The organism is Kutzneria chonburiensis, assembly GCF_028622115.1.
GTDB classification, from domain to species: domain Bacteria; phylum Actinomycetota; class Actinomycetes; order Mycobacteriales; family Pseudonocardiaceae; genus Kutzneria; species Kutzneria chonburiensis.
Genome location: NZ_CP097263.1, coordinates 5754313 through 5780218 on the forward strand (window position 1 = coordinate 5754313; position 25906 = coordinate 5780218).

Annotated in this window: 24 protein-coding genes; 12 read left to right on the forward strand and 12 right to left on the reverse strand. The window is 69.8% G+C overall.

Annotated elements, in window-relative coordinates:
* Positions 1-1068 carry an aldo/keto reductase gene (locus tag M3Q35_RS25945; RefSeq protein ID WP_273935116.1) on the reverse strand — a complete coding sequence of 356 codons (1068 nt, stop codon included), beginning with the start codon at positions 1066-1068 and terminating at the stop codon, positions 1-3.
* 125 nt (positions 1069-1193) lie between these two features.
* Between M3Q35_RS25945 and M3Q35_RS25950 the strand changes: the two genes are divergently transcribed.
* Together M3Q35_RS25950 and M3Q35_RS25955 are read left to right on the forward strand one after the other, a co-directional pair.
* Complete coding sequence (locus M3Q35_RS25950) at positions 1194-2084, forward strand: AraC family transcriptional regulator (RefSeq protein ID WP_273935117.1); 891 nt, start codon at positions 1194-1196, stop codon at positions 2082-2084.
* 50 nt (positions 2085-2134) lie between these two features.
* The gene (locus tag M3Q35_RS25955) at positions 2135-3292 is read left to right on the forward strand and encodes an 8-amino-7-oxononanoate synthase (protein ID WP_273935118.1); all 1158 of its coding nucleotides are present in this window, start codon (positions 2135-2137) and stop codon (positions 3290-3292) included.
* Here M3Q35_RS25955 and M3Q35_RS25960 read toward each other — a convergent pair whose 3' ends face one another.
* From M3Q35_RS25960 to M3Q35_RS25975, 4 genes are all read right to left on the reverse strand, one after another.
* Positions 3293-3658 carry a hypothetical protein gene (locus tag M3Q35_RS25960; protein WP_273935119.1) on the reverse strand — a complete coding sequence of 122 codons (366 nt, stop codon included), beginning with the start codon at positions 3656-3658 and terminating at the stop codon, positions 3293-3295.
* A 170-nt stretch (positions 3659-3828) separates the two neighbouring features.
* Positions 3829-4194 carry a hypothetical protein gene (locus M3Q35_RS25965; RefSeq protein ID WP_273935121.1) on the reverse strand — a complete coding sequence of 122 codons (366 nt, stop codon included), beginning with the start codon at positions 4192-4194 and terminating at the stop codon, positions 3829-3831.
* A gap of 103 nt (positions 4195-4297) precedes the next feature.
* Positions 4298-4744: a GNAT family N-acetyltransferase gene (locus tag M3Q35_RS25970; protein ID WP_273935122.1), complete on the reverse strand. Its 447-nt coding sequence runs from the start codon at positions 4742-4744 to the stop codon at positions 4298-4300.
* 11 nt (positions 4745-4755) lie between these two features.
* Positions 4756-5580 (reverse strand): S1 family peptidase, encoded by an 825-nt coding sequence (locus tag M3Q35_RS25975; RefSeq protein WP_273935123.1) that lies wholly within the window; start codon positions 5578-5580, stop codon positions 4756-4758.
* Positions 5581-5785: 205 nt separating this feature from the next.
* Here M3Q35_RS25975 and M3Q35_RS25980 point away from each other — a divergent pair, with 205 nt between their 5' ends.
* Positions 5786-6400 (forward strand): LysE family translocator, encoded by a 615-nt coding sequence (locus tag M3Q35_RS25980; protein WP_273935124.1) that lies wholly within the window; start codon positions 5786-5788, stop codon positions 6398-6400.
* Between the two features lie 50 nt (positions 6401-6450).
* Here the strand turns inward: M3Q35_RS25980 and M3Q35_RS25985 are convergent, their stop codons facing one another.
* Positions 6451-7221, reverse strand: a complete 771-nt coding sequence (locus M3Q35_RS25985; RefSeq protein WP_273935126.1) for a S1 family peptidase — start codon at positions 7219-7221, stop codon at positions 6451-6453.
* A 148-nt stretch (positions 7222-7369) separates the two neighbouring features.
* Between M3Q35_RS25985 and M3Q35_RS25990 the strand changes: the two genes are divergently transcribed.
* From M3Q35_RS25990 to M3Q35_RS26010, 5 genes are all read left to right on the forward strand, one after another.
* Complete coding sequence (locus tag M3Q35_RS25990; protein ID WP_273935127.1) at positions 7370-8074, forward strand: TetR/AcrR family transcriptional regulator; 705 nt, start codon at positions 7370-7372, stop codon at positions 8072-8074.
* Positions 8075-8101: 27 nt separating this feature from the next.
* Positions 8102-9289, forward strand: coding sequence for a cytochrome P450 (locus M3Q35_RS25995; RefSeq protein WP_273935128.1), 1188 nt, complete (start codon positions 8102-8104; stop codon positions 9287-9289).
* Between the two features lie 151 nt (positions 9290-9440).
* Positions 9441-10295 (forward strand): alpha/beta hydrolase, encoded by an 855-nt coding sequence (locus M3Q35_RS26000; RefSeq protein WP_273935129.1) that lies wholly within the window; start codon positions 9441-9443, stop codon positions 10293-10295.
* Positions 10296-10300: 5 nt separating this feature from the next.
* Entirely contained in the window at positions 10301-11374 is a 1074-nt protein-coding gene (gene hisC / locus M3Q35_RS26005) for a histidinol-phosphate transaminase (RefSeq protein WP_273935131.1), read from the forward strand.
* 18 nt (positions 11375-11392) lie between these two features.
* A complete protein-coding gene (locus M3Q35_RS26010; RefSeq protein ID WP_273935132.1) occupies positions 11393-12451 on the forward strand; it encodes a glycoside hydrolase family 76 protein in 1059 nt (352 codons plus the stop codon).
* 102 nt (positions 12452-12553) lie between these two features.
* Here M3Q35_RS26010 and M3Q35_RS26015 read toward each other — a convergent pair whose 3' ends face one another.
* From M3Q35_RS26015 to M3Q35_RS26025, 3 genes are all read right to left on the reverse strand, one after another.
* Complete coding sequence (locus tag M3Q35_RS26015) at positions 12554-12838, reverse strand: hypothetical protein (RefSeq protein ID WP_273935134.1); 285 nt, start codon at positions 12836-12838, stop codon at positions 12554-12556.
* A gap of 179 nt (positions 12839-13017) precedes the next feature.
* Positions 13018-16671, reverse strand: a complete 3654-nt coding sequence (cobN, locus tag M3Q35_RS26020; protein ID WP_273935136.1) for a cobaltochelatase subunit CobN — start codon at positions 16669-16671, stop codon at positions 13018-13020.
* A 310-nt stretch (positions 16672-16981) separates the two neighbouring features.
* Positions 16982-17794, reverse strand: a complete 813-nt coding sequence (locus M3Q35_RS26025) for an SAM-dependent methyltransferase (protein ID WP_273935138.1) — start codon at positions 17792-17794, stop codon at positions 16982-16984.
* A gap of 256 nt (positions 17795-18050) precedes the next feature.
* Here M3Q35_RS26025 and lon point away from each other — a divergent pair, with 256 nt between their 5' ends.
* Positions 18051-20390, forward strand: a complete 2340-nt coding sequence (gene lon, locus M3Q35_RS26030) for an endopeptidase La (RefSeq protein ID WP_273935141.1) — start codon at positions 18051-18053, stop codon at positions 20388-20390.
* A 68-nt stretch (positions 20391-20458) separates the two neighbouring features.
* Here the strand turns inward: lon and M3Q35_RS26035 are convergent, their stop codons facing one another.
* Positions 20459-21163, reverse strand: a complete 705-nt coding sequence (locus M3Q35_RS26035; RefSeq protein WP_273935144.1) for a TetR/AcrR family transcriptional regulator — start codon at positions 21161-21163, stop codon at positions 20459-20461.
* Between the two features lie 71 nt (positions 21164-21234).
* Here M3Q35_RS26035 and M3Q35_RS26040 point away from each other — a divergent pair, with 71 nt between their 5' ends.
* A complete protein-coding gene (locus tag M3Q35_RS26040) occupies positions 21235-22668 on the forward strand; it encodes an FAD-dependent oxidoreductase (RefSeq protein ID WP_273935146.1) in 1434 nt (477 codons plus the stop codon).
* A gap of 68 nt (positions 22669-22736) precedes the next feature.
* Here the strand turns inward: M3Q35_RS26040 and M3Q35_RS26045 are convergent, their stop codons facing one another.
* Positions 22737-23666: an oxidoreductase gene (locus tag M3Q35_RS26045; RefSeq protein ID WP_273935147.1), complete on the reverse strand. Its 930-nt coding sequence runs from the start codon at positions 23664-23666 to the stop codon at positions 22737-22739.
* 91 nt (positions 23667-23757) lie between these two features.
* Between M3Q35_RS26045 and M3Q35_RS26050 the strand changes: the two genes are divergently transcribed.
* Positions 23758-24336, forward strand: coding sequence for a TetR family transcriptional regulator (locus tag M3Q35_RS26050; RefSeq protein ID WP_273935148.1), 579 nt, complete (start codon positions 23758-23760; stop codon positions 24334-24336).
* 9 nt (positions 24337-24345) lie between these two features.
* Here the strand turns inward: M3Q35_RS26050 and M3Q35_RS26055 are convergent, their stop codons facing one another.
* On the reverse strand, positions 24346-25158 hold the full coding sequence (locus M3Q35_RS26055; RefSeq protein WP_273935149.1) for a polysaccharide deacetylase family protein: 813 nt from the start codon (positions 25156-25158) through the stop codon (positions 24346-24348).
* 145 nt (positions 25159-25303) lie between these two features.
* Here M3Q35_RS26055 and M3Q35_RS26060 point away from each other — a divergent pair, with 145 nt between their 5' ends.
* Positions 25304-25846 carry a YbhB/YbcL family Raf kinase inhibitor-like protein gene (locus M3Q35_RS26060; protein ID WP_273935150.1) on the forward strand — a complete coding sequence of 181 codons (543 nt, stop codon included), beginning with the start codon at positions 25304-25306 and terminating at the stop codon, positions 25844-25846.
* Positions 25847-25906 lie beyond the last annotated feature (60 nt).

Consider the following 25906-nt stretch of genomic DNA (forward strand, 5'->3'; position numbering starts at 1 on the left):
CTACTCCCCGGTCAGCGCGGGGTGGGCCGGGTAGGAAACGCCGTCCACGGTGGTGCCGGCGAACTGGATCATTCCCGCATGCGCGTGGGCCGAGTGCGGGAAGTCCAGCGTCGGCTCGGACACCTTGTCCAGGCGGCTGCGCTGCTCCTCGCTCAACGTGACGTCCAGCGCGGCCACGTTGGCCGTGAACTGCTCCAGCGTGCGGGCGCCGATGATCGTGGAGGTGATGCCCGGACGGCCCTGGGCCCAGGACAGTGCGACGGCCGCGCCGCTCACGCCGAGTTCGGCGGCGACCTCGTTGACCGCGTCGATCACGACGTACTCGGCGGCGGTCGGCGGCTGGAAGTAGCCGTGGTTGCCGCGAGCCGCGGTGGTCGGCCGGGAACTGGCGTACTTGCCGGACAGGAAGCCGTTCTTGAGCGGGCTCCACGGCAGCACGCCGATGCCCAGCTCCTGGGCGGCCGGGATGAGCTCGCCCTCGGAGGTCCGTTCCAGCAGGGAGTACTCGAGTTGAAGGGCGGTGATGGGCACCCATGAGCGGAACTTGGCGGTGACGGCCAGCTCGGCCACCCGCCAGGCCGGCAGGTCGGACAGGCCGACGTAGCGGATCTTGCCCGCGGTGACCAGGTCGTCGAGGGTGCGCATGGTCTCCTCGACCGGCATCCTCGGGTCGTAGTTGTGCAGCCAGTACAGGTCGAGGTAGTCGGTGCGCAGCCGGCGCAGCGAGTTCTCCAGCTGCTGGATGATCGCCTTGCGGCCGACGCCGCCGCCGTTGGGGTCGCCGGGCCGGAGGTTGCCGAAGAACTTGGTGGCCAGCACCACGCCGTCGCGCTTGGCCGGGTTGGCGGCGAAGTAGTCGCCGATGATCCGCTCCGAGTGGCCGGCCGTGTAGATGTTGGCCGTGTCCAGGGAATTGCCGCCCCGGTCGAGGTACGCGGCGAGGATGTCGGCCGACACCTCGGGGCTGCTGCCCCAGCCGAAGTCCTCGCCGAAGGTCATCGTGCCCAGGGTGAACGGGCTGACCCGCAGGCCGGACCGTCCGAGGGTGACGTACGAGTCCAGCGACATGACACACGCTCCAGTTGTCTGATCCGATCAGTTGCTGACTCCAGTTCACCAGCGGATCCGGTTCGCTCCTAGAACGATCAGCTCCACGCGTTGCACGATCTGCGCAACTTTGCTGTCATAGGAGTGTGCGGACGACGTTGCGCGAGCTGACCGAGCGGATCACCCGGCTGGAAGCGAGGCCTGCTCGGCCGGTGTGGATCGACGGCATGACCGTCGTCGTCACCACGTCCACGGCCAACGGCACCGGCGGCGTGACCCGGCCGGTGATGGCGTTGGTGGCCCAGGGCGGCAAGCAGACCACGCTGGCCGACCAGGTCTTCGACTACCGGGCCGGGCAGTACCTGATCGCGTCGCTGGAGCTGCCGGTCACCGGGCACATCACCCAGGCCAGCCCGGCCGAGCCGTTCGTGGCGATGGGGCTGCCGCTGAAGAAGTCGGTGATCACCGAGCTGCTCTTGGAGACCGGCGGCGGCCGGGACGACGACACCAGCAGCGGCATCGTCACCGCCGACGCCGACGAGGAGCTGCTCGACGCCGTGGTCCGGCTGCTGCGGCTGCTCGACCGGCCGGCCGACTTCGCGGTGCTCGGCGCGGGGGTCGAGCGGGAGATCCACTGGCGGCTGATGAACGGGCCCCGTGGCGCGGCTGTGCGGCGGATCGGCATGGAGGACAGCCGGGTGTCGCTGGTCGGTCGGGCCACCGAGTGGATCGCCCGGCACTACGACCGCACCATCCGCATCGCCGAGCTGGCCGACGAGATCGGGGTCAGCGTGGCGACCCTCAACCGGCACTTCCGGGCGGTCACCGCGATGAGCCCGCTCCAGTACCAGAAACAGCTCCGCCTCCAGCAGGCCCGGCTGCGGCTGATGGCTGCCCCGACCGAGGTGGCCGCGGTGGGCTACGCCGTCGGCTACGACAGCCCGTCCCAGTTCAGCCGGGAGTACCGCCGCCTGTTCGGCGAGCCGCCCGGCCGGGACATGCACCGCATCCAGGAGTACACCGAGGTCGGGGCCTGACCGACCCGGCCGTGACGGCGGGCCGGTCGGCTGATGCGAGACTGGCGGGCGTGACGACCCCTACGCCCGACGAGGTGTTCGACTGGATCGACGTCCGCGCGCAGGCCCGGCAGGAGGCCGGCCTGGCCCGGCAGCTGCGACCTCGCGCCGCCAGCTCGGACGCGCTCGACCTGGCCAGCAACGACTACCTGGGGCTGGCCCGGGACAAGCGGGTGGCCGGGGCGGCCGCGGCGGCGGCGCTGAAGTGGGGGGCGGGCTCGACCGGATCGCGCCTGGTCACGGGGTCGACGGAGCTGCACACGGAGCTGGAGCTGGAGCTGGCCTCGTTCTGCGGCATGCAGGCGGCGCTGGTGTTCTCGTCGGGCTTCATGGCCAACCTGGCCGCCGTGGCGGCGCTGACGGGACCGGGCACGGCGATCGTGGCCGACAAGCTGATCCACGCCTCGCTGATCGACGGGACGAGGCTGTCGAAGGCCGACGTGGCGGTGATGGGGCACTGCGACGTGGCCGGTGTGACGAACGCGCTGGCCAAGCGTAAGCACGAGCGGGCGCTGGTGGTGACCGACTCGGTGTTCTCGGTGGACGGGGACTTGGCGCCGCTGCCCCAGCTGGCCGAAGCGTGCGGCAAGCACGCGGCGGCGTTGCTGGTCGACGACGCCCACGGCTTCGGCGTGATCGGCGACGCCGGCAAGGGCGCGGTCCACGACGCCGGCCTGGCCGGCTCGCCCAACGTGGTGATGACGCTGACGCTGTCCAAGTCGCTGGGTGCGCAAGGCGGGGCGATCCTCGGACCACGCCGGGTGATCAAGCACATGATCGACCACGCCCGCAGCTTCATCTTCGACACCGGCCTGGCCCCGGGCAGCGCTGCCGCCGCCCTCACGGCGCTGCGCGTGCTCAAGGAGGAGCCGCAGCTGGCCGGTCAAGCCCGAGGGAACGCCCTCGAGCTGACCGAACGCCTCACCGCCGCCGGTCTGCTGGTCAGCACGCCGACGGCCGCCGTGGTCTCGATCCAGGCACCCTCGCCCGAGGCCGCCGTGGCGTGGGCCAACGACTGCCGCACGGCCGGCGTCGTCGTCGGCTGCTTCCGGCCGCCGTCGACCCCGGACCAGATCTCCCGGCTGCGGCTGACGGCCCGGGCCGACCTGTCGCCGGCCGACCTGGACCGGGCCGTCGACGTGATCACCCGGACCGCGCCGGGGCACTGACTAGGTCGTCAGGCAGAGCTCGGCGTAGTCGCCGACGAAGCTGGCGCACCACTTGGCCCCGGCCGCGTGGTCACCCTTCCAGGCGACGGTGTACTCGCCGGGCGAAGTGCGCACCAGGCCCTGAAAGTTGTCCGGGCCCCACACCGCGAACTCGGCGCCATCAGGGTCGAGGGCCTCGGTGCCGGTCATGCCGAACTCGATCACGTCGCAGCTGAGCAGTGCTCGCTTCACGCTCAGCTTGAAATAGGCGTTCGACGTGTGGTTCGGGCGACAGCCAAGGTCGGTGTGGGCGGACGCGGGCGTGGCGCACAGGGCCAGACCGGCGGCGATCACCATGGACAGGGCCAGAACTCTGCTGGCAGACATCGGTCCTCCGTGGACTCGAGCGGTTCGAAACCGCTCCCCGACGCTAGTGACCGGCACCCCTCCCCGCTATCACACAACCGGCTCGACCACTCGTGACCGAACGTCACATGCGCGTCGTACTTGCCTCCCAGAGGCACATGCGGACCGCATGTGCCAAAGGAAGGGTGGGGTCAGGCCAGCAGGCAGAGGGCGGCGGCGTAGCCGACGAAGCTGGCGCACCAGTCGGAGCCCGGAGCGTGGTCGCCGCGCCAGACGGTCTTGTAGACGCCGGATTCGGCGTGGGTGAGGTGCCTGAAGTTGTCCGGGCCCCAGACGCTCAGGTCGGCCGCGCCGTCGGGCAGCGTGTGGCCGATGATGCCGACCTCGGTGACGTTGCAGGACATCAAGCCCCGCTCGACGGTGATGGTGAAGTACGCGTTGGCGGCGGTGTTGACGCGGCACTTGAGCGGGGGCGTGGCCTGCGCCGGGGCGAGGGTGAACGCGGCCGTGGCGGCGATCGCCGCCGACACGGCCAGGGCTCTGCGCAACAACGACATGGCGACCTCCGTGCATTCGGGGAATGAATCCACAGTGGACGCTAGCGAGCGGCAAACCGGTGCGGCATCACGCAAGAGGCTCGTCAGTTGGTGACGGAGCGTGCTAAAGGACCCGACGCATCACGATATGTGGGATGCCGTCCTCCAAGAACTCCTCGCCCTCGGTCACATAGCCGAAGCGGGCGTAGAAGTCCTTCACGGACACCTGTGCGTCGAGCACGCTGGGCGCGTCGCCGATCTCGGCCACGGCGGCCTCCATCAGCCGCCCGGACAGGCCGTTGCCCCGCGCGTCGGCGGCGGTGCAGACCCGGCCGATACGAAACGAGTCGGGCTTGTCCTCCAGCAGCCGAAGCGTGGCCAGCACCCGGCCGTCGTCACCGGCCAGCCAGAAATGCCGGGTGCTGGGCGTCAGATCGCGGTCGTCGAGCTCGGGATAGGGGCACTTCTGCTCGACCACGAACACGTCGACCCGCAGCCGCAGCAGGTCGTAGAGCTGCTGCGGCGTCAGGTCGGCGGCCCACTCGCGGCGCAGGGTGGCGTGAAGCGTCATGCCCCTTGGTATCACGCGCGCAACTGGGCAGACACCTCATCCTGGTAGCTGGTCAGCCGGGTGTAGATGCCGGGCTTGCCCGCACGGGCGCAGCCGTCGCCCCACGACACCACGCCGACCAACCGCCCGTCGACGACCATGGGACCGCCGGAGTCGCCGGCACACGCGTCCCGGCCGCCCTGCGGATAGCCGGCGCACACCATGGAGTTGGCGTCGAAGTCGGACTCCTCGGCGGCGCACGTCTTGTCGGCGACCACGGGCACCTGCACGGACTGGAGCGTCGGCGACGGCCCGGCGGTCTCACCGACCCGGCCCCAGCCGAGCACGGTGGCGACGACGCCGGGGGCGTAGCCCGAGGTGTCGCCGGCGGCGACCAGCGGCAGCGTCCGGTAGGGCACGGTCCGCGTCAGCGTCAACACGGCCACGTCGTACCCGGTGCCGACGTCACGGAACCGGGGCTCGAACCACACCGACGAGACCCGGGCCTCGATGCCGTCGTAGCCCCGCAGGTCGGTGCGGCCGGCCACGACCCGCAGCGAGGACGGCGACTTGGCGGCCACGCCGCTGCTGATCATGGGCGTGGTGACGCAGTGCGCGGCGGTGACGACCTTGGTCGGCGCGACCAGCGTGCCGCCGCAGAAGAACTGGCCGTTGCTGGTGGTCAGCGCGACGACCCACGGCGTCGTGGTGGTGCTGGCCTCGTCGCCGCCGACGATCCGCGGCGAGCCGGCGCCGTCGACGGCCGACACCTGCGCATCAGCGGGCACCGCCGCGAAGGATCCAGCAGTGAGCAGCAAGGCGAGAACGGCGGCCGACCGCCGGACGGAAAAGGGCACGGCGAGCACTCCTACAGGGAGGGGGAGGCCACAGACCGTAGCCGATCCACAACGACCGGTGGGCCGCGATCGAGATCACTCACCCGAACGTGTCAAGGCCGGAAAATTTCCCGTTAGGATCGTGTCAGTACCGAAGATTCGGCCGTCTACGACCTAGACGGCGGAAGTTTGTTCTGCCATACCCCGCTTGGACCGGAGTTTCGCCGTGACGTTCGACGTTTCCACCCTGCCCGCCTTCCTGCTCGCCAGCCTCGTCGTGGTCATCACGCCGGGGATGGACGCGTTCCTGCTGCTCAGGACGTCGCTACGGGCCGGGACGAAGGCCGGGCTGCGGGCGTTGGCCGGCGTGCACACGGCCAGCGCGGTGCAGATCGCGCTCGTCGCCTCCGGGCTGGGCGCGCTGCTCGCCGGTTACCCCGCGTTGCTGCACGTGCTGCGCTGGCTCGGGGCCGCCTACCTGGCGTTCCTCGCCCTGCAGATCGTCAGGGGCCTGCTGAAGCCGCGTCGGCCCGAGTCGGACGAACCGGTCGTCGTGGCCCATCCGTTCCGACAGGGCTTCCTGTCCAACCTGATGAACCCGAAGATGCTGCTGTTCTCCCTGGCGTTCCTGCCGCAATTCATCGGATCGGGTGACGCCGTGCTCCAGCTCGGGGTGCTCGGCGCGGTGTTCCTGGTGCTGGCCGCGTGCTGGGAGGCGACGATCGTGCTGGCCGCCGGCCGCATGTCCCGCCGGCTCCAGCGCCCGGGCGTCACGACCACTCTGGACGCCGTGTCGGCCGCCGCCTTCATGACCATCTCAGTAGGACTGGTCCTGGCGTAAAAATGACGCCCGCCCCGGATTCCCGGGACGGGCGCCACAACCCAGCAGAGTCAGCCGGCGGCGATGAGCTCGTCGATGAGCGGCTCGTACGACGCCACGCGGGTGTAGACGCCGTAGTAGCCGGGGCGGGCACAGCCCTCGCCGAACGACGTGATGCCGACCAGCTCCCCGTTCATCTCGAGCGGGCCACCGGAGTCGCCCTGACACGTGTCGACGCCGCCCTGGGCGTAGCCCGCGCACACCATCGCCGTGGCGCGGTACTCCTGGTACGACTTGCCGCACGTGGCGTCAGCCACCAGCGGGACGGACGCCTCCATCAGGTAGCGCGACACCTCACCGCTCTCCGAGGTGCGACCCCAACCGAGCACCAGGCCCATCGCGTTCGTCTGGTACACCGCAGCGTCCTTGGCCAGCGGCAGCGGCGGCACGTTCACCCTGCGGCTCAACGTGATCACCGCCCAGTCGGACCCGCCGGTCGGATCGCCCCGGTAGGCCTTGGCGACCTGGACCGACGTGGCCGTCACGACCCGGCCGTCGGTGCTCTGCTTGTCCTCACGGCCGACGACGACGCGCAGGTTGTCCGCGCGCTGGTCGGCCATGCAGTGCGCCGCGGTGAGCACCTTGGTGGCCGCGACCACGGTGCCGCCGCAGAACTGGAATCCGGTCGCGTCGGTCAGGTAGACGACCCACGGGAACTCCACGATGCTGGCCCGTTCGCCGCCGACGACGCGGGGACTGGCGGCCGCCGGAACGGCGGCGGCGAGGGCGACTAAGACGGCGCACACCACCACGGTCAGGCGGCTCGACCTGGAGATTCGCATACCGGTAACGGAACAGGGCAGTGCCCTCCGTCACAAGGAAACCCACTCGCCGGGGTGTCACACGAAAGGCGTTGACGACCGTGCGCACCCGGTCTAGCGTGACTCGTGACCGGATAAGAAATCTGGTCACGAGTCAAGGAGGCGGACGATGCCGGGGCAGCACGAGCGTGGGGAGCGGATCCTCGACGCGGCCGCCGACCTGGTCCTGCGCTGGGGCTACAAGCGGGTGACCATCGAGGACGTGGCCAAGCAGGCCGGCATCGGCAAGGGCACGGTCTACCTGCACTTCCGCAACCGCTCCGAGCTGTTCCTGAGCGTGCTGGTACGGGAGTCGGTGGCCATGACGGCCGAGATGCTCGACGCGCTGCGGCGCGATCCGATCATGATGCTGCCGGCCGAGCAGGCACAGATGGTCTACCTGGGCGTGATGAAGCGGCCGCTGCTGCGGGCCATGTTCAGCCGGAACATCGAGATCCTCGGCGACCTGGCCGTGGACCCGGCCATGCAGCCGCTGCGGCGGGTCAAGATCGACCTGTTCGGCGATCTGTTTCACGTCCTGCGCGAGCACGGGCTGGTCCGCACCGATCAGGACATCGAGTCGCAGCGCTATGTCATGTCGGCCATCCAGACCGGCTTCTACCTGACCGGTCCGATGCTGGGCCCGTTCGCCGACACACACGACGACGAGGCCGCGGCCAAGCTGTTGGCCCACACCATCCGCCAGGCGCTGCACGCCGACGGCCCGCCCGACCGGACGGCACTGGAAGCGTTGCAGCCCAAGGTGTTCTCCATGCTCCAGGACTTCCACAACGCCCTCGCGGCGACGGTCCACGGCGGCGCGCCGGAGGACTGAGACAACTTCACAAGCTAGGGGATTCACATGACCACCACGGCGAGGCCCACCCTCCAGGACTTCCTCGACTACCTCGAGGGCCTGCGCAAGGAGGGCCAGGTCGTCTTCGCGGACAAGCAGCAGTCCTGGATGGTGCTCGGCCACCCCGAGGTCAACGAGGTACTGCACAACGCCGCCGTGTTCGGCTCGGACATGTCCGAGCTGGTGCCGATGTCGGAGGATTTCGCCCTGTTCCAGAAGGGCAACTTCATCCAGATGGACGACCCGCGGCACCGGCAGCTGCGGGGCACGGTCAGCAAGGCCTTCACGCCGAGGTTCGTGGCCGACATGGAGCCGGCCATCGACGCGCTGACCCGTGAGCTGCTCGACGCCGCCGGCACCGAGTTCGACCTGGTCGACGCGCTGGCCTATCCGCTGCCGGTGATCGTCATCGCCAACCTGCTCGGCATCCCGACCTCCGATCAGGCGCTGTTCCGCCGCTGGGCCGACACGCTGCTGGACCGGGACATCCCGCAGGACAAGTCGATCGCCGAGATCCGGGCCGAGCTGACCGCCCAGGTGGTGCCGGTGATGCGGGAGATGAACGACTACTTCCTCGCGTTCATCAAGGACCGCCGGCGCAACCCCGGCGACGACCTGACCAGCCAGCTGACCCAGGTCGACGACGACGGCCGCAAGCTGGACGACGAGGAGATCATCGGCTTCGTCGGCCTGCTGCTGCTGGCCGGCCACATCACCACCACGGCCACCCTGGGCAACAGCATCCTGACCTTCCACGAGAACCAGGACGCCATCGCCGAGGTCCGCCGTGACCTGTCGCTGCTGCCGGCGGCGATCGAGGAGGTGCTGCGGCTGCGCACGCCGTTCCCGCGGATCGCCCGGATGACCCACGAGGAGGTCGAGCTCGGCGGCGTGACCATCCCGGCCAAGCAGTTCGTGCTGCCCATGCTGTCCGCGGCCAACCGGGACGAGCGGGTGTTCGCCGACCCGGCGAAGTTCGACCTGCGCCGGGAGTCCAACCACCACGTCACCTTCGGCAAGGGCATCCATGTCTGCCTCGGCGCGCCCTTGGCCCGGTTGGAGGCGCGGGTGGCGCTGAAGATCATGCTGGAGCGGTACGCCGACATCGAGGTCGACGTGGCCAAGGTGGAGGAGCGCAACCCGTTCGTCATGGTCGCCGTGACCAAGCTGCCGCTCGCCGTTAAGCCGGTTTGACCAGCTCATGGCTAATACTGTCGGGCGTGGAACGCGATGTGCTCGGTGAGGGCTACGAGGTTGTGACGCTGCCGCTCGGCGCACTGCCGGCGGGTACCGGACCGGGGGCGACAACGTCGCCCACCTGGTCCGGCATCGGGCGGAGAAGCCGGTGAACGGGGCCGTGCTCTACGTGCACGGCTTCGTCGACTACTTCTTCCAGAAGCACGTGGCCGAGCACTTCGCGGCCGCCGGCTACGACTTCTACGCGGTGGACCTGCGGGCCTACGGCCGGTCTCTGCAGCCGGGACAGGTGCCCAACTTCGTCACCGACCTCACGTGCCACTTCGAGGAGCTGGACGCGGCCGCGCGCATCATCCGCGACGAGGACGGCCACTCCCGGCTGACGCTGATGGGCCACTCGACCGGCGGCCTGATCTCGATCATGTGGGCGCACGAGCGCCGTGACGACAACGTGCTCGACGCGCTGGTGCTCAACAGCCCGTGGGTGGACCTCCAGGAGAACTGGTTCATGCGCACGGTCGGCACCTGGGCGGTGGACGTGCTGGGCAAGGTCAGCCCGACCGCCGTCGTGCAGAACGGGCTGGAGAGCCCGTACGGGCTGAGCCTGCACCGCGACGACAACGGCGAGTGGGAGTTCAACACCGACTGGAAGCCCAAGAACGGCTTCCCGGTGCGGGCCGGCTGGCTGCGCACCATCCGCCGGCAGCACGCCAAGCTGCACCGTGGGCTGGACGTGCGGGTGCCGGTGCTGCTGCTGCGGTCCTCGCACAGCCTGCTCAAGACCAAGGCGTGGGCCCCGGAGGCGATGCGGGCCGACACCGTGCTGGACGTGCGGCAGATGCTGAAGTGGGCGCCGAAGATCGGGCAGCACGTGACCGTGGTGTCCATCGAGGGCGGCATGCACGACCTGTTCCTGTCCCCCGAGGCGGTCCGGGAACGGGCCCTCAAGGAGACAGTCGACTGGTTGGCGGGTCTGAACTCGAGAGACCGGATCGTAGAGTGAGACCCATGAGCACCGGACCGAAGCTGCGCGTCGCGCTGGACGACATTCCGACCTACAAGCCGGGCAAGCCGGCCGTCGGCGCGGACGGCGCTCCGGCGTTCAAGCTCTCCTCGAACGAGAACCCGCACGACCCGCTGCCCGGCGTGCTCGAGGCCATGGAGCGGGCGCTGCGCTCGCACAACCGCTACCCGGACATGGGCTGCTCGGCCCTGATCCCGGCGATCGCGGAGCGGCTGGGCGTGCCGGAGACGCACGTGGCCACCGGCACCGGCGGCGTCGGCGTGATCCAGCAGGTGATGCAGGCCGCGTGCGACGACCGGGACGAGGTCATCTACCCGTGGCGGTCGTTCGAGGCGTACCCGATCATCACCAAGATGGTCGGCGCGCACTCGGTGCAGGTGCCGCTGACCCCGGACGAGCACCAGGACCTGGACGCGATCGCCGCGGCGATCACCGACCGGACCCGGCTGATCGTGCTGTGCAACCCCAACAACCCCACCGGCACCGCGATCCGCCGCGCCGAGCTGGAGCGGTTCCTCGACCGCGTGCCCGGCGACGTGCTGGTGCTGATCGACGAGGCGTACCGGGAGTTCGTGCGCGACCCGGAGATCCCGGACGGCCTGGAGATCTACCGCGAGCGTCCGAACGTGGCGCTGCTGCGCACCTTCTCCAAGGCGTACGGGCTGGCCGGGCTGCGCGTGGGCTACGCCGTCGCGCACGAGCCGGTGACGACCGCGCTGCGCAAGGTGGCCGTGCCGTTCGGCGTGAGCCAGCTCGCGCAGGACGCCGCCATCGCGTCGCTGGCCGCCGAGGCCGAGCTGTTCGAACGGGTGGAGCACATCACCAAGGAGCGCGGGCGGGTGCTGGACGCGCTGCGTGACCAGGGCTGGACCGTGCCGAGCTCCGAGGGCAACTTCGTCTGGCTGCGGCTGGGCGAGCGGACCATGGAGTTCGCCGAGCTGGCCCAGGCCAAGGGCGTGATGGTGCGGCCGTTCCCCGGTGAGGGCGCGCGGGTGTCGATCGGCGAGGTCGACGGCAACGACCTGTTCCTCGGAGTCGCCGGAGCCTTCCGATCTTGATCTGTCACGATCAGGTCCATGCTTTCTCGTCTCGGCCCCTTGCTCTGTGTCGCGCTGTTGGCGCTGCCTGTCACCGCGCAGGCGGCACCGACCGCGCCGTCTCCCGCGTTCAAGTGGGTCACTGAGGCGTCCGCGACACTCGACCACTGGTACAACCCGGACGACGGCCGCTACCGCACGACGCAGTGGTGGAACACGGCCAACGCGCTCCAGGCCCAGCTGGTCGCGTCCAGCCTGCTCGGCAACGACCTGGGCGAGCAGCGTGCGAACAACACGTACAACCAGAACGTCGGCACCTGGTTCCGCAACGACTACTACGACGACGAGGGTTGGTGGGGCCTGACCTGGGTGCAGGCCTACGACCAGACCCGCGAGCAGCGCTACCTGGTCGCGGCCGAGTCGCTGTTCACCGACATGGCCGGCGGCTGGGACCTGACCTGCGGCGGCGGCATCTGGTGGTCGAAGAACCGGGACTACAAGAACGCCATCCCCAACGAGCTGTTCCTGTCACTGGCCGCCGCGCTGGCCCTGCGCACCACCGGTGCGGCCGCGGCCAACTACCAGCGCTGGGCCGAGCTGGAGTGGGACTGGTTCGCGCACACCGGCATGATCAATGCTCAGGGTCTGGTCAACGACGGGCTGACCGACGACTGCCACAACAACGGGCGTACCACGTGGACCTACAACCAGGGCGTGGTGCTGGGCGGGCTGGCCGACCTGTACCGGCTGACCGGCCACCGGGATCTGTTGCAGTCGGCCACCTCCATCGCCAACGCCGCGATGACCAGGCTCACCGATGGGAACGGTGTGCTTCATGAGTCGTGTGAGGCCAAACGGTGCGACGTGGACCAGACCCAGTTCAAGGGGATCTTCGTGCGGAACCTGGTGGCGCTCAACGAGGTCGCGCCGTCATCGGCCTACACCGCGTTCGCCGTGCGCAACGCGCTGGCCGTGTGGAAGACCCGCAACCAGGCCAACCAGCTGGGTCTGTTCTGGAGTGGACCGTTCGACACCGCCGACGCCAGCCGCCAGAGCTCCGCACTGGACTGCCTCAACTCGGCCCTGCGCCTGAGTTAGCCCGGGCTCAGTTAACGCTTGGAAGGGGGCCTTCCTGCACTCGGAGTGGAGGAAGGCCCCTTCCAAGCGTCAGTCCTGCGCCTGAGTTGATTGGCGCGTCAGTCAATTCACGATCGGCTGGGTCAGGGTGTCGATGGTGTCGCCGGGCGGCAGCTCGGCGCTGCGCTGCGCCGGCACCGGGGTCGACTCGGCCCGGTTGATCACGACCACGTTGGCCATCGGGTCGGGCTCGTCGGTCAGCATCGGCGACAGCGAGCGGGCCACCGCCTTGAGCCGGCGCAGCCGCCGCGCCACCAGGAAGCCGATGAACCGCGGCGAGGTGAGCCACCAGCCCAGCAGGAGGCCGGCCGCGGCGATCGCGGACAGCAGGACCAGCTCGAACCGCACGGCGCACCCCTTCCCCAGTGACGGACCCGACCCTGTCTGGTACGGCGGCCGAGGTCCTCGGGTTCACCGCCGCGGCATGGTCTCCGCGGCGGCGAACCCGCTGTGCGCTCCCTGTCATTAAAGGACCTTTGGCGGGGAAATGCGCGTGAAGTCACCGGTCTGGGGTCAAACGGCGCGCGTTATTCCTCCAACTGGCCTTCCAGTTCCAGATAGACCGTACGCAGTTGGTCGAGAACGGTCTCGTCCGGTTGCGACCACAGTCCCCGATCGGCTGCTTCCAACAGGCGCTCCGTCACGCCGCGCAGTGCCCACGGGTTCGACGTGCGCATGAAGTCCTGAACTTCCTTGTCGAAAACGTAGGATTCTGCAAGTTGCGCGTACATCCAGTCGTCGACAACACCGGCCGTGGCGTCGAAACCGAACAGGTAGTCCACTGTGGCCGCCAGCTCGAATGCACCCTTGTAACCATGTCGACGCATGGCCGATATCCAGCGGGGGTTGACAACGCGGGCCCGGAACACGCGCTTGGTCTCCTCGCCGAGGGTGCGCGTGCGGACCGCGTGCGGCACCGCCGAGTCGCCGACGTAGGCCGCCGGGTTGTCGCCGGTCAGCGACCGCACCATGGCCACCATGCCGCCGTGGTACTGGAAATAGTCGTCCGAATCGGCGATGTCGTGCTCACGCGTGTCCACGTTCTTGGCCGCCACCTGGATCCGGCGGTACGCGGTCTCCATGTCGGCACGGGCCTGCGTGCCGTCGAGGCCGCGGCCGTAGGCGTAGCCGCCCCAGGTGGCGTAGACCTCGGCCAGATCGCCGTCGTCACGCCAGTTCCGGGAGTCGATCAGCGGCAGCAGACCGGCCCCGTAGGCGCCGGGCTTGGAGCCGAAGATCCGGGTGGTCGCGCGGCGTTCGTCGCCGTGTTCTTCCACGTCGCGGCGGAAGTGGGCGGCGACGTAGTTGTCCTCGTCGGACTCGTCGAGCCGGGCCACCGCGGCGATGGCGTCGTCCAGCACCGCCACCACGTGCGGGAAGGCGTCCCGGAAGAAGCCGGAGATCCGCACCACCACGTCGATCCGGGGACGCCCCAGTTCCGGAACCGGCACGATCTCGAAGCCGGTGACCCGGCGCGACGCGTCGTCCCACACCGGGCGGGTTCCCAGCAGCCACAACAGTTCCGCGATGTCATCGCCCTGGGTGCGCATGGCCGACGTGCCCCACACCGTCAGACCGACGCTGCGCGGCCATTCCCCGGTGTCGGCGCGATGACGTTCCAGCAACGAATCGGCCAAGGCCGAGCCGACGTCGAAGGCGTTGCGGGACGGGATCGCCTTGGGGTCGACGGAATAGAAGTTGCGGCCGGTGGGCAGCACCGACACCAGGCCGCGGGTCGGAGATCCGGACGGGCCCGGCTCGATGAACCGGCCGTCCAGTGCGCGCAGCACATTCGTGATCTCGTCGGTGGTACGGGCCAGTCGCGGCACCAACTCGTCGCGGGCGAAGGCGAGCACCGTCTCCACTGCCTCGATACGTTCCCCCAGCACGGTTTCCGTGCTGCCCTCGGTCGTCCAGCCGTTGTCGTGCACCGAGGTCACCAGCCGGCGGGCCAGCTCCTCCAGCAGGTCAACCGCATCGGCGCCGGTCTGCGCCGGGCCGTCGACCAGTTCGGACAGTCGGCCGGCCTCGACGCGAGCGCCCGGATCGGCCAGCAGCCGCTCCTCGTCCAGTCCGAAGTGGACGGCCAGCGCGGCCCGAAGTCCCGTGATCGCCCCGACCTTGCCGCCGAACACCTGTCGCGCCCGCAGCACCGCGAGCACGTCGTTGATCAGCTCTTCGCCTTCCGGGGCGCGGCCGAGGATGTGCAGGCCGTCGCGGATCTGCACGTCCTTGATCTCGCACAGGTAGCCGTCGATGTGCATGACGAAGTCGTCGAAGTCGTCCTCGCCGGGCGCCTCGGACTGGTGCAGGTCGTGGTGCAGCTTGGCGCTGGTGACCAGTTCCCAGATCTGGCCGCGCACGGTGGCCAGCTTGGTCGGGTCCAGCGCCTGCACGGTCGCGTACTCGTCCAGCAGCTGCTCCAGCTTGGCCATGTCGCCGTACGTGTCGGCGCGGGCCATCGGCGGGATCATGTGGTCGACCACGGTGGCGTGTGCGCGGCGCTTGGCCTGCGTGCCCTCGCCGGGATCGTTCACGATGAACGGGTAGATCATCGGCAGGCCGCCGAGCACGGCATCCGGCGCGCAGTCGTCGGACAGGCCCAACCCCTTGCCCGGCAACCACTCCAGTGTGCCGTGCTTGCCGAGGTGCAGCACCGCGTGCGCGCCGAACTCGTGCTCCAGCCAGCGATAGGCGGCCAGGTACTGGTGCGAGGGCGGCAGGTTCGGGTCGTGGTAGATGGCCACCGGGTTCTCACCGAAGCCGCGCGGCGGCTGGATCATCAGCATCACGTTGCCGAACTGGAGCGAGGCCACGTAGATCTCGTCGTCGGTGACGTAGAGCTGACCCGGCGCCGCACCCCAGTGTTCCGTGACGCCATCGCGGAAACTCTGCGGCAGCGCGTCGAACCAACGGCGATAGGTGGCCGACGGGATCGTGATGGCCGCGCCGGACATCTGCTCCTCGGTCAGCCAGTCCACGTCGTGCCCGCCGGCCGCGATCAGCCGGTGGATCAGCCGGTCGCCGTCCAAAGTGGACACGTCGAGGCCGCCGAGGTCGTAGCCCTGCTCGGCCATCCGCTTGAGCAGGATCACCGCCGAGGCCGGCGTGTCGAGGCCGACCGCGTTGCCGACGCGGGCGTGCTTCGTCGGGTACGACGACAGCACGATCGCGACCTTCTTGTCCGCGTTGGGCACGTGCCGCAGTCGGGCCAACCCCACCGCCGTGCCGGCAACCCTCGCCGCGCGTTCGCCGTCGGCCACGTACACCGGGATGCCGTCCGGGCCGTTCTCCTTGAAGGAGAATGGAACGCCGATCAGCCGGCCGTCGAACTCCGGGATCGCCACCTGCATCGCCGCGTCCATCGGGGACAGTGCCGCGTCGGACTCCCGCCAGGCCGCCCGTGACGACGTGAGGCAGAGTCCTTGCAGCACCGGGATGTCCAGCTGCGCCAACGCCCCCGCGTCCCAGGCGTCTTCGTCGCCGCCCGCGCTGGCGTCCGCCGCCACCGCCCCGCCGGCCGCCAGCACCGTCGCCACGACCGCGTCGCAGCGGCTGAGGACTTCGAGCAGCCCTTCGGACTCGTCGCCGGCCAGGCCGCGCAGCGAGCCGCAGAACACCGGCAGCACATTGGCTCCGGCCGCCTCCACCGCGTCGGCCAGCGTGTCGACAAATGCCGTGTTTCCGGCCAGCGCGTGCGCCCGGTAGAACACGATGCCGACCGTCGGCCTGCCTTCTTCGTGCCGCCTTTCGCCGTGCACGCCGTAAACGGGCGTTTTCACCGGCGGCTCGAATCCCTCGCCGGTCAGCAACACCGTGTCGGACAGGAAGCCGGCCAGCTGCCCCAGGTTGGCCGGGCCACCCTCGACCAGGTACGCAAGCGCTTGCGTGGCCACGCCGGCCGGCACCGTGGAGACCGCCATCAGCTCCGCGTCCGGCGATGCCTCACCGCCGAGGCACACCGTCGGCTTGTTCGCCGCCAGGACCGCGTCCAGGCCTTCTTCCCAGGCCCGCTTGCCGCCCAGCAGCCGCACCACCACCAGATCGGCGTCTCGGAGCAGCGCCGGCAGCTCCTCGACCTCCAGCCGAGCCGGGTTGCCGACCGTGTAGTCGGCCCCGCTGGCCCTGGCCGCCAACAGGTCCGTGTCTGCCGTCGAGAGCAGCAGGACGCGCGAAGTCATCAGCCGTACCCTCCTCGGGGTCCCGCGCCCCGGGTAGAGACATCACGGCCGGTGGTGGAGTGTCTGGCTTTCACAGTGGCGCGACCGCCCCGGACTCCCACCGGGTTCCTCGCTCCCACCGCCGTCTGGTCGGTTCATGCTAACGACCGAACACGCCCAACCCCGACAGTCGAGATCCACCCCACGCGCCCCCACCCCCACGTGAGTGGCTCATTTGGCGTTTTGCCCCCACGTGAGTGGCTCACATGGCCGCCAAGCGCAAATGAGCCACTCAGGTAGGGAATCAGGGGTTGCCCGGTCACGTAGGGCGTCAGGGCTTGCGGGCGACGCCGCCGTAGGACAGGTGGACCTTGCCCTCGTTCTGGTCGCTCCACTCGGAGCGCCACTGCCGCACCGGCACCACGCCGGGATCGATCAGCTCCAGGCCGGTGAAGAACTTGGCCACCTCACCGTAGGTCCGCGGGTGCAGCTGGGCGCTGATCTTGCGGTAGATGCCCTCGACCTCGCTGACCGCGCCCAGCTGCTCCTCGGGCACGAAGTCGACCGTGGCGTGCGAGACGGCCAGGTAGCTGCCGGGGGCCAGCGCGTCGCGGTAGGCCTCGACCAGGCCGTGCGGGTCGTCGGCGTCGGGCAGGTAGTGCAGCACGGCGATGGCGATCAGGCCGACCGGCCGGGAGAAGTCGATCATCTCGCGGACCTGGGGCAGGCCGAGCACCGAGTCGGGGTGGCGCAGGTCGGCCCGCACCGGCGCGACCAGCGGATTGTCGCCGAGGATGGTCCGGCTGTGGGCCACCGCGATGGGCTCGTTGTCCACGTAGACCACGCGGGCGGCGGGATTGATCCGGTGCGCGATCTCGTGCACGTTGCCCACGGTCGGAATGCCGGAGCCGAGGTCGAGGAACTGGTCGACGCCGGCGGCGACCAGGCAGTTGACCACCCGTCTCAGGAAGGACCGGCTGGCCCGCATGCCGTTGGCCACCTCGGGCATGGCCCGCACGGCCTGCTTGGCGGCGGCCCGGTCGACGGCGAAGTTGTGCGCGCCGCCGAGGAAGTAGTCCAGGATCCGGGCCGGGTTGGGGCGGTCGAGGTCGACGTCGGCCGGTATCCACCGAGGACGGTGCATCCGCGCGACCCCTTCCGACTAACTTCACCCGATCGTGTTAATGGTGGGGGCGCGGTCACGCCCTGTCCACACTCCGCGGGCGAACAACACGCAGGGAATGCGCGGCATCACTGCGCGTTGACTACAGGTGTGCCGCACCGTCAACCACCTCACGAAACGTAGTCGGCGGCCGAGATCGCTCACGGCGAACAGCCGTTCGGGAACAGTTCCCGGCTCCAGTTGGTTGAGCCAGTACGACTCAACCTTGGAGGATGACGTGAGCGAAACACTGGCACTCCCGGTGCTCCCGCTGGACGACGTGGTCGTGCTGCCCGGCATGGTGGTGCCGGTCAAGCTCGCCGACGCGGAGATCCGCGCGGCCGTCGAGGCCGCGCAGGCCGGCGACACCGGGTCGAAGGTGCTGCTGGTCCCCCGCCTGGAGGGCAAGTACGCCAAGGTGGGCACGCTGGGTGTGATCACCCAGATCGGCCGGCTGCCCGGCGGCGAGCGCGCCGCCGTGGTCCGCGGCACCGACCGGGTGCGCATCGGCACCGGCACTACCGGCCCCGGCGCGGCGCTGTGGGTGCAGGCCGAGGTCCAGGACGAGCCCGCGGTCGACGAGAGCACGCACGAGCTGGCCAAGGAGTACCGCACCCTGGTCACCTCGATCCTGCAGCAGCGGGGCGCGTGGCAGGTGGTCGACTCGGTGCAGGGCGTCGACGACCCCTCCGCGCTGGCCGACCTGGCCGGCTACGCCTCCTACCTCAGCGACGAGCAGAAGATCTGGCTGCTGGAGACCGTGGACGTCCGCGAGCGGCTGGAGAAGCTGCTGGCCTGGGGCCGTGAGCACCTGGCCGAGCTGGACGTGGCCGAGACGATCCGCAAGGACGTCAAGGAGGGCATGGAGAAGCAGCAGCGCGAGTTCCTGCTGCGCCAGCAGCTGTCGGCCATCCGCAAGGAGCTGGCCGAGCTGGACGGCAAGCCGGCGTCCGAGGAGCAGGACTACCGGGCCCGGGTGGAGGCCGCCGACCTGCCGGAGAAGGTGCGGGAGGCCGCGCTGACCGAGGTGGACAAGCTGGAGCGGACCTCGGAGCAGTCGCCCGAGGTCAGCTGGATCCGGACCTGGCTGGACACCGTCCTCGACATCCCGTGGAACGAGCGGACCGAGGACGCCTACGACATCACCGGGGCGCGGGCGGTGCTGGACGCCGATCACGCGGGCCTCGACGACGTGAAGGACCGCATCATCGAGCACCTGGCGGTGCGGCGGCGCCGGGCCGACAAGGGTCTCGGGGTCGTCGGCGGCCGGCGCAGCGGCGCCGTGCTCGCGCTGGTCGGGCCGCCCGGCGTCGGCAAGACGTCGCTGGGCGAGTCGGTGGCCCGGTCGATGGGCCGCAAGTTCGTCCGGGTCGCCCTCGGCGGCGTCCGGGACGAGGCAGAGATCCGCGGCCACCGGCGCACCTACGTCGGCGCGCTGCCCGGTCGCATCGTGCGGGCCATCAAGGAGGCCGGCTCGATGAACCCCGTCGTGCTGCTGGACGAGGTCGACAAGGTCGGCTCGGACTACCGCGGCGACCCGACGGCGGCCCTGCTGGAGGTGTTGGACCCGGCGCAGAACCACACGTTCCGGGACCACTACCTGGAGGTCGAGCTGGACCTGTCGGACGTGTTGTTCCTGGCCACGGCCAACGTGCTGGAGTCCATCCCCGGCCCGCTGCTGGACCGGATGGAGCTCGTTCGGCTGGACGGGTACACCGAGGACGAGAAGGTCACCATTGCCCGTGATCACCTGCTGGCCCGCCAGCTGGAGCGGGCCGGCCTGACCGCCGAGGACGTCACCGTCACCGACGACGCGCTGCGCCGGCTGGCCGCGGAGTACACCCGGGAGGCCGGGGTCCGCGACCTGGAGCGGTCCATCGCCCGCGTGCTGCGCAAGGCGGCCGTCGACGAGGGCAAGCTGCCGCTGACGGTGTCGAACGACAACCTGCCCGACTTCCTCGGGCGGCCGCGGCACACGCCGGAATCGGCCGAGCGCACGGCGGTGCCGGGCGTCGCCACCGGGCTCGCGGTCACCGGTGTCGGCGGTGACGTGCTGTTCGTCGAGGCCTCGCTGGCCGACGCGGAGACGGGTTCGACCGGGGTGTCGCTGACCGGGCAGCTGGGCGACGTGATGAAGGAGTCGGCGCACATCGCGCTGAGCTACCTCCGCTCGCACGGGGCCGAGCTGGAACTGCCGGTCGGCGACCTGAAGGACCGCGGCGTGCACGTCCACGTGCCGGCCGGCGCGGTGCCCAAGGACGGCCCGAGCGCCGGTGTCACCATGACCACCGCGCTGGCGTCGCTGCTGTCGGGACGGCCGGTCCGGTCGGACGTGGCCATGACCGGCGAGGTGTCGCTGACCGGGCGGGTGCTGCCCATCGGCGGCGTCAAGCAGAAGCTGCTGGCCGCGCACCGGGCGGGTATCACGACTGTGTTGCTGCCCAAGCGGAACGAGCCCGACCTGGACGACGTGCCGACCTCGGTGCGTGAGCAGCTGGAGGTGCACCTGGTGGCGGACGTCCGCGAGGTGCTGGACATCGCCCTGCAGCCGGTGAACGCGCCGGTGCTGAGCGCCTGACCGACCCCGCCGGCCTTCGACGGCCGGCGGGCCCAGACCAACTGAATGATCGCGTGGCCCGCTCCCCCTCAGCGGGCCACGCTTTTTTCTATGCCCGCCAACACACAGTTCAGCCCGAAGGCGAACTGCTGGTCGTGACTGAGGTCTTCGGCGTCGAAGATGCGGCGGGCCACCAGCGGGTACTTCCCGCTGTCGATGATCACTTCCCGCACGTACGGCGAGACCGCGTTGCGCCACTCGTCCTGGGTCATTCCGGTGCTGCGCACGTCTTCCCGTTCCGACAGCTCGGCCAGCACCGCCCCGTGCACGTAGTTCGCCACCGCCCCCAGCAGGGCCGAGGCAAGCGTGATGTCGTCGGTCGCGCCACTGGCCGCCGCCAGCGCCAAGTCGCTGCGGCGCAAGGCGTTCGGGCCCAGCGACGGCCGGCTGCGCAGCTCGGTCGCCAGCCACGGGTGGCGCAGCATCGAGGCCCGCATGCCGTCGGCGACCACCGTCAGGTCGGCCTTCCAGTCACCGGACGGGTCCCGTAGCTCGTCCTCGCCCTGCACGGCGTCGACCATCAACTCCAGCAGCTCGTCCTTGTTCGTGACGTAGCGGTAGAGCGAGGTCGTGCCGGTGCCGGCTTCGGTGGCCACCCGGCGCATGGTCAGCGCCGGTGTGCCTTCGGCGTCGGCGATCCGGATCGCGACCGTGACGATCTGCTCGACGCTCAGCGCCTGCCGGCGGCGCGGCTCCGCCAGTCGGGTCCAGACCAGCGTGAACGGTGGGGCCATGGCGCTCACCCTACTAACTGGGTACAGTGTTCCCAAGACGGGAACGACGTTCCCACTTCGGAGGGGGAAACATGGACGTAGTGATCGTCGGCGGTGGCACGGTCGGCCTGTGCACGGCCGTGTTCCTGGCCCGACAGGGCGTTTCGGTACGGGTGTTGGAGCGGCGGGCCACCGTGTCCGACCACCCGCGGGCCTTCGGCTTGAACCCACGGTCGGCCGAGATCGCCCGTTGGGCCGGTCTCGAGTACGAGACGGAGGACCGGGTCCCGGGCGTGGCCACCGGGCCGAGCCTGGCTTCGTTGACGCCGCTCAGCGGGCCCATCAAGTTCCCCGAGATCGGCCCGGTGGCTTCAGGTAGTTCACCCCAGCACCGCATCGACCAGGCCGCCCTGACCTTGCTCCGCAGCCTCGGCGTACGGGTCGACTTCAACGCCGAAGTCGTTGGCGTGACCGACGACGGCGTGATCACCACGGCATCCGGCGAGACCGTCACCGCGGACTACGTCATCGCCGCCGACGGCGCGCGCAGTCGGGTCCGCGAACTGCTCGGCATCGGCACGACCGGTCCCGGGGTGCTCGGCGACCACATGCTCAACGTGCTGTTCCGGGCCCCCGGCCTGCCGGCGCCCCGGTACTCGATGACCGTGCTGCGCAACGACGAGGCGACCGGGATCTTGATGAAGGTCGACGACGACGGCCGGTGGATCTTCCATGTGCCCCGCGGCGACGCCGACATGCCGGCGTCCGAATTCCAGCGCCTGATCCGCGCCGCCACCGGCCTTTCCGACCTGGACGTGGACGTGATCAGCAAGCTGCCGTGGGCCTCCACCGCCCATGTGGCCGAGAAGTTCCGCCAGGGCAACGTCTTCCTCGTCGGCGACGCCGCCCACGTCGTGCCGCCCACCGGTGGTTTCGGCCTCAACACCGGCATCGCCGACGGCCACAACCTGGCGTGGAAGCTCGCCGCCGGCGGCAGTGCCTTGCTCGACACCTACGAGCTCGAGCGCAGGCCCGTCGCCGAGTTCACCATGGCGCAGTCCCTGATCCGCGGTGAGCACCGCGAGCTCCATTGGGACATCCGCCCCGAGCGCGCCGCCGACCGTGAGGCCGTCGGCATGGCCAACGCCATGGTGGTCATCGCCGGCTACCGCTACGACTCCCCCGCCGTCATCGACCCGGAACCCATGCCGTCACTGGAGGTTCTCACCCTCGACGGCTCCCCCGGCAGCCGCATCCCCCACCTGTGGGTGTCGCCCGGTCGGTCCACTTTGGACCTGGTCGACGGCTTCACCCTGATCACCGGCACCCGCGCCGGCGCTTGGCTCACCGCCGCCCTCGAGGTCGGCATCCGTTCCCACGCCGTCGAGGGTTGGGCCGACGCCGCCGGCATCCAGGAAACCGGCGCCGTCCTCGTCCGCCCCGACGGCTTCGTCGCCTGGCGCACAAAGGAAGAGGGTTCAGCGGTCGAACTCCGCAAGGCCCTCGACCGGGTCCTCTGCCGCTGACGGCGTTATGCAGGGAAGGACGCCTTACCTGCATTGGACGCAGGTAAGGCGTCCTTCCCTGCATCAGGTCAGCCGCGGAGCTCGGCGTAGTCGACGTCGGTGAGCTCGACGGAAACCTCCCACAGCCGGCGGCCGACCTCGGCGTCGTAGGCGGGCTTGAGGAACGGCTGCTTGACGGGGTAGCCGCGAACGTTGCCGAGGCCGTCGGGGCCGTAGTACTCGCCGCCCTGGGCGGCGGGGTCGACGGCGGCGCGGAGGATGGGCAGTGCGCCGCGGGCGGCGGGCTGGGCGATGAGGGGCGTGACGATCTTCATGAACTGGGCGTAGAGGCCACCGCCGCCGAGCTGGGGGCCGCTGTACTGGAGCTCGGTGGCGCTGTAGCCGGGGTGCGCGCCGATGCTGCGCACGTCGACGCCGGCGGCGCGGAGGCGGCGGTCGAGCTCGACGGCGAAGATGGAGTTGGCCAGCTTTGACTGCCCGTACGCGACATTCGCGCCGTAGCCGCGCTCCAACTGGAGGTCGGCGAAGTTGATCCGGCCCATGCGCGCGGCGATGCTGCTGACGCTGACGACCCGGCTGCCGGGCTTGGACAGCAGGCCGGGCAGCAGCAGGCCGGTGAGGGCGAAGTGGCCGAGGTGGTTGGTGCCGAACTGGAGCTCGAAGCCCTGCTTGGTGGTGTGCCGCCGCGGCACGGCCATCACGCCGGCGTTGTTGAGCAACAGGTCCAACGCCGGCAGCTCGGTCGCCAGCTTGCGCACGGAGTCCAGGTCGGCCAGATCCAACGACACCAGCTCGAGGTTCTCGGCCGGGGCCTGCTGGCGCAGCTTGGCAATGGCCGCCTCGCCGCGCTCCTTGCTGCGCGCGGCCACGAAGACGTGCGCGCCGTGCTTGGCCAGCTGCAACGCCTCCAAGAAGCCGAGGCCGGTGTTGGCGCCGGTGATCAGCGCGGTGCGGCCGCTCTGGTCGGGGATGTCCGCTTCGGTCCAGTGCTGTGCCATCCGTGCTCTCCATGATGCGGGGGCCGTTTCCACCGAGTATGACACTCAGTGCCACCTTTGTCATCTGATGCCTTGGGCTACACTCAGGGTCATGACGGAGGGGTTGCGGGCACGGGCTCGCCTGGCGATGCGGACCGAGATCGCCGAGACCGCCTTCGCCCTGTTCCTGCAGCGTGGCTTCGAACAGGTCACGGTGGACGAGATCGCCGAAGCGGCCGGCCTGTCCCGGCGCAGCTTCTTCCGCTACTTCCCCAGCAAGGAAGACGCCGTTTTCGGCCTGCTCTACGACCTTGGCGAGGAGTTGGCGGCGGCCGTCGCCGCCCGGCCGGCCGCCGAGACGCCGTGGACGGCGCTGAGGGCCGCCTGCGCGGTGATGCTGACGCCGATGCTGAGCCGTAGCGACGAAGCGCTGGCCCTGCTGCGTTTGATCAACGACACGCCGACGCTGCGGGCCCGCCATCAGGACAAGCAGGACCGCTGGCGCAAGCTGCTGATCGACGCCCTGCACGCCCGCGGCGTCGACGGCATCGAGGCCGACGTGCTGGTCAGCGCGGCGCTGGCGGTGTTCGACGTGGTGTGCCGGCAGTGGATCGCCAGCCCGGCCGCCGATCCGGTCGGACTGATGGACGAGGCGTTCGCCGTGCTGACGCCGTCGCGGGAAAGTGTTTGACTTCTGGGCTTAGCTCAGCCAGTCGGACAGCGGCACCGGCGTGAGGCCGTCCTGCTTGGCCCGGTTGACGAAGGCCGTGAAGTCCTGCACGAACGTCTTACGGAAGTGCATGAGCACGATGTCCCCGGCCTTGAGCTGCTTGCCGGCCTGGAACTGGACGACGCCGTCGTTGACCGCGGCGGTCCACAGCACCAGGGCCTTCAGGCCGCAGTCGGCGGCGGCACGCTGGGTGTCGGCGTTGAAGTTGCCGAACGGCGGCCGAAAGAGGGTGGGCCGCCGGCCGAACGCCGTGGCGAAGGCGTCCGAATCGTCGCAGATCTCCTTCTTCTGCGCGGCATAGGACATCTTGGCCAGATCCGGGTGATTCACCGTGTGGTTGCCGATGACCAGATCGTCCTTGTCCTGCAACTGCTTGAAGTAGTCCTCGTGACCCTTCACGTAGTGGTCGTTGAGGAACAGCGTCGGCCGCGCGCCGGAATTCTTGATCAGTTCGAGCGCCTGCGGATCACGCACCGCACCGTCGTCGATGGTGATGAACACGTACTTCTTGCCGCCGGTGTCGATGTGCCGGATCACCGGCGCCTTGCCGCCGGCGATGGCCGGCGCATGGGCCTGGGGCTCGCCGAACGGATACGGCTGCGCGGCAGGGGTCGGCGGCGCCGAAGTGGCGGTCGTCGTGGTCGTGGTGCTACTCGGCGGAGTCGTCGTGCTACTGGTGGTGCCGGCGGACAGGCCCGCGGCCGAGACGTCGGTGCCCGCTTCACAGCCGGCAAGCATCGCAACCGTGACAATGGCGGCAACCGCCGCAACAAGAGCACGCACCGTGATCGACCTTCCACCCCGTAATCGAGCCCCACTCGTATTAGTGACGTTCGATCCGGTGACGAGGTTGCACTGTGTCGACAGGCTGGCGCAAATTGACGGGACTAGGGTTGTCCGGACAACCCAGCGTCATGGAGGCCACACCATGAGTCTCGATCGTCCCGTCAAGCCGGACCCCTACGAGCTCCTGCCCGCGGTCGGCTCGTTCGAGGTCACTTCCAAGGACGTCGCGGACGGCCAGCAGTTGCCCAATGCCCAGGTGTTCAACAGTTTCGGCATGAGCGGTGACAACGTGTCACCGCAGCTGAGCTGGTCCGGCTTCCCGGCCGAGACCAAAAGCTTCGTGGTCACCTGCTACGACCCGGACGCGCCCACCCCGTCCGGTTTCTGGCACTGGCTGGCCGTGAACATTCCCGGCTCGGTGACGGAGCTGCCCACCGGCGCGGGCGCGGGCGACGACTCGCTGCCGGCCGGCGCGTTCCACACCCGCACCGACTACGGCACGAACGACTACGGCGGCGCGGCCCCGCCGCAGGGCGACCAGGTGCACCGCTACTACTTCGTGGTGCACGCGCTCGACGTGGAGGCGTTGGAGGTCACACCCGACGCCTCGGCCGCGGTGGTCAGCTTCAACCTGGTCTTCCACACGCTGGCCCGGGCGATCATCACGCCGGTCTACTCGCACTGACGAAACCCTTACGACACGGGTGGCCGGGGGAATCCCCGGCCACCCGTCCTGTTTGATGGA

Bases quoted from the DNA above. Each gene is read 5' to 3' on its own strand.
- M3Q35_RS25945 (WP_273935116.1), bottom strand. From the start codon at position 1,068: ATGTCGCTGGACTCGTACGTCACCCTCGGACGGTCCGGCCTGCGGGTC.
- M3Q35_RS25960 (WP_273935119.1), bottom strand. From the start codon at position 3,658: ATGTCTGCCAGCAGAGTTCTGGCCCTGTCCATGGTGATCGCCGCCGGT.
- M3Q35_RS25965 (WP_273935121.1), bottom strand. From the start codon at position 4,194: ATGTCGTTGTTGCGCAGAGCCCTGGCCGTGTCGGCGGCGATCGCCGCC.
- M3Q35_RS25970 (WP_273935122.1), bottom strand. From the start codon at position 4,744: ATGACGCTTCACGCCACCCTGCGCCGCGAGTGGGCCGCCGACCTGACG.
- M3Q35_RS25985 (WP_273935126.1), bottom strand. From the start codon at position 7,221: ATGCGAATCTCCAGGTCGAGCCGCCTGACCGTGGTGGTGTGCGCCGTC.
- M3Q35_RS25990 (WP_273935127.1), top strand. From the start codon at position 7,370: ATGCCGGGGCAGCACGAGCGTGGGGAGCGGATCCTCGACGCGGCCGCC.
- M3Q35_RS25995 (WP_273935128.1), top strand. From the start codon at position 8,102: ATGACCACCACGGCGAGGCCCACCCTCCAGGACTTCCTCGACTACCTC.
- hisC (WP_273935131.1), top strand. From the start codon at position 10,301: ATGAGCACCGGACCGAAGCTGCGCGTCGCGCTGGACGACATTCCGACC.
- M3Q35_RS26010 (WP_273935132.1), top strand. From the start codon at position 11,393: ATGCTTTCTCGTCTCGGCCCCTTGCTCTGTGTCGCGCTGTTGGCGCTG.
- cobN (WP_273935136.1), bottom strand. From the start codon at position 16,671: ATGACTTCGCGCGTCCTGCTGCTCTCGACGGCAGACACGGACCTGTTG.
- M3Q35_RS26025 (WP_273935138.1), bottom strand. From the start codon at position 17,794: ATGCACCGTCCTCGGTGGATACCGGCCGACGTCGACCTCGACCGCCCC.
- M3Q35_RS26035 (WP_273935144.1), bottom strand. From the start codon at position 21,163: ATGGCCCCACCGTTCACGCTGGTCTGGACCCGACTGGCGGAGCCGCGC.
- M3Q35_RS26040 (WP_273935146.1), top strand. From the start codon at position 21,235: ATGGACGTAGTGATCGTCGGCGGTGGCACGGTCGGCCTGTGCACGGCC.
- M3Q35_RS26045 (WP_273935147.1), bottom strand. From the start codon at position 23,666: ATGGCACAGCACTGGACCGAAGCGGACATCCCCGACCAGAGCGGCCGC.
- M3Q35_RS26050 (WP_273935148.1), top strand. From the start codon at position 23,758: ATGACGGAGGGGTTGCGGGCACGGGCTCGCCTGGCGATGCGGACCGAG.
- M3Q35_RS26060 (WP_273935150.1), top strand. From the start codon at position 25,304: ATGAGTCTCGATCGTCCCGTCAAGCCGGACCCCTACGAGCTCCTGCCC.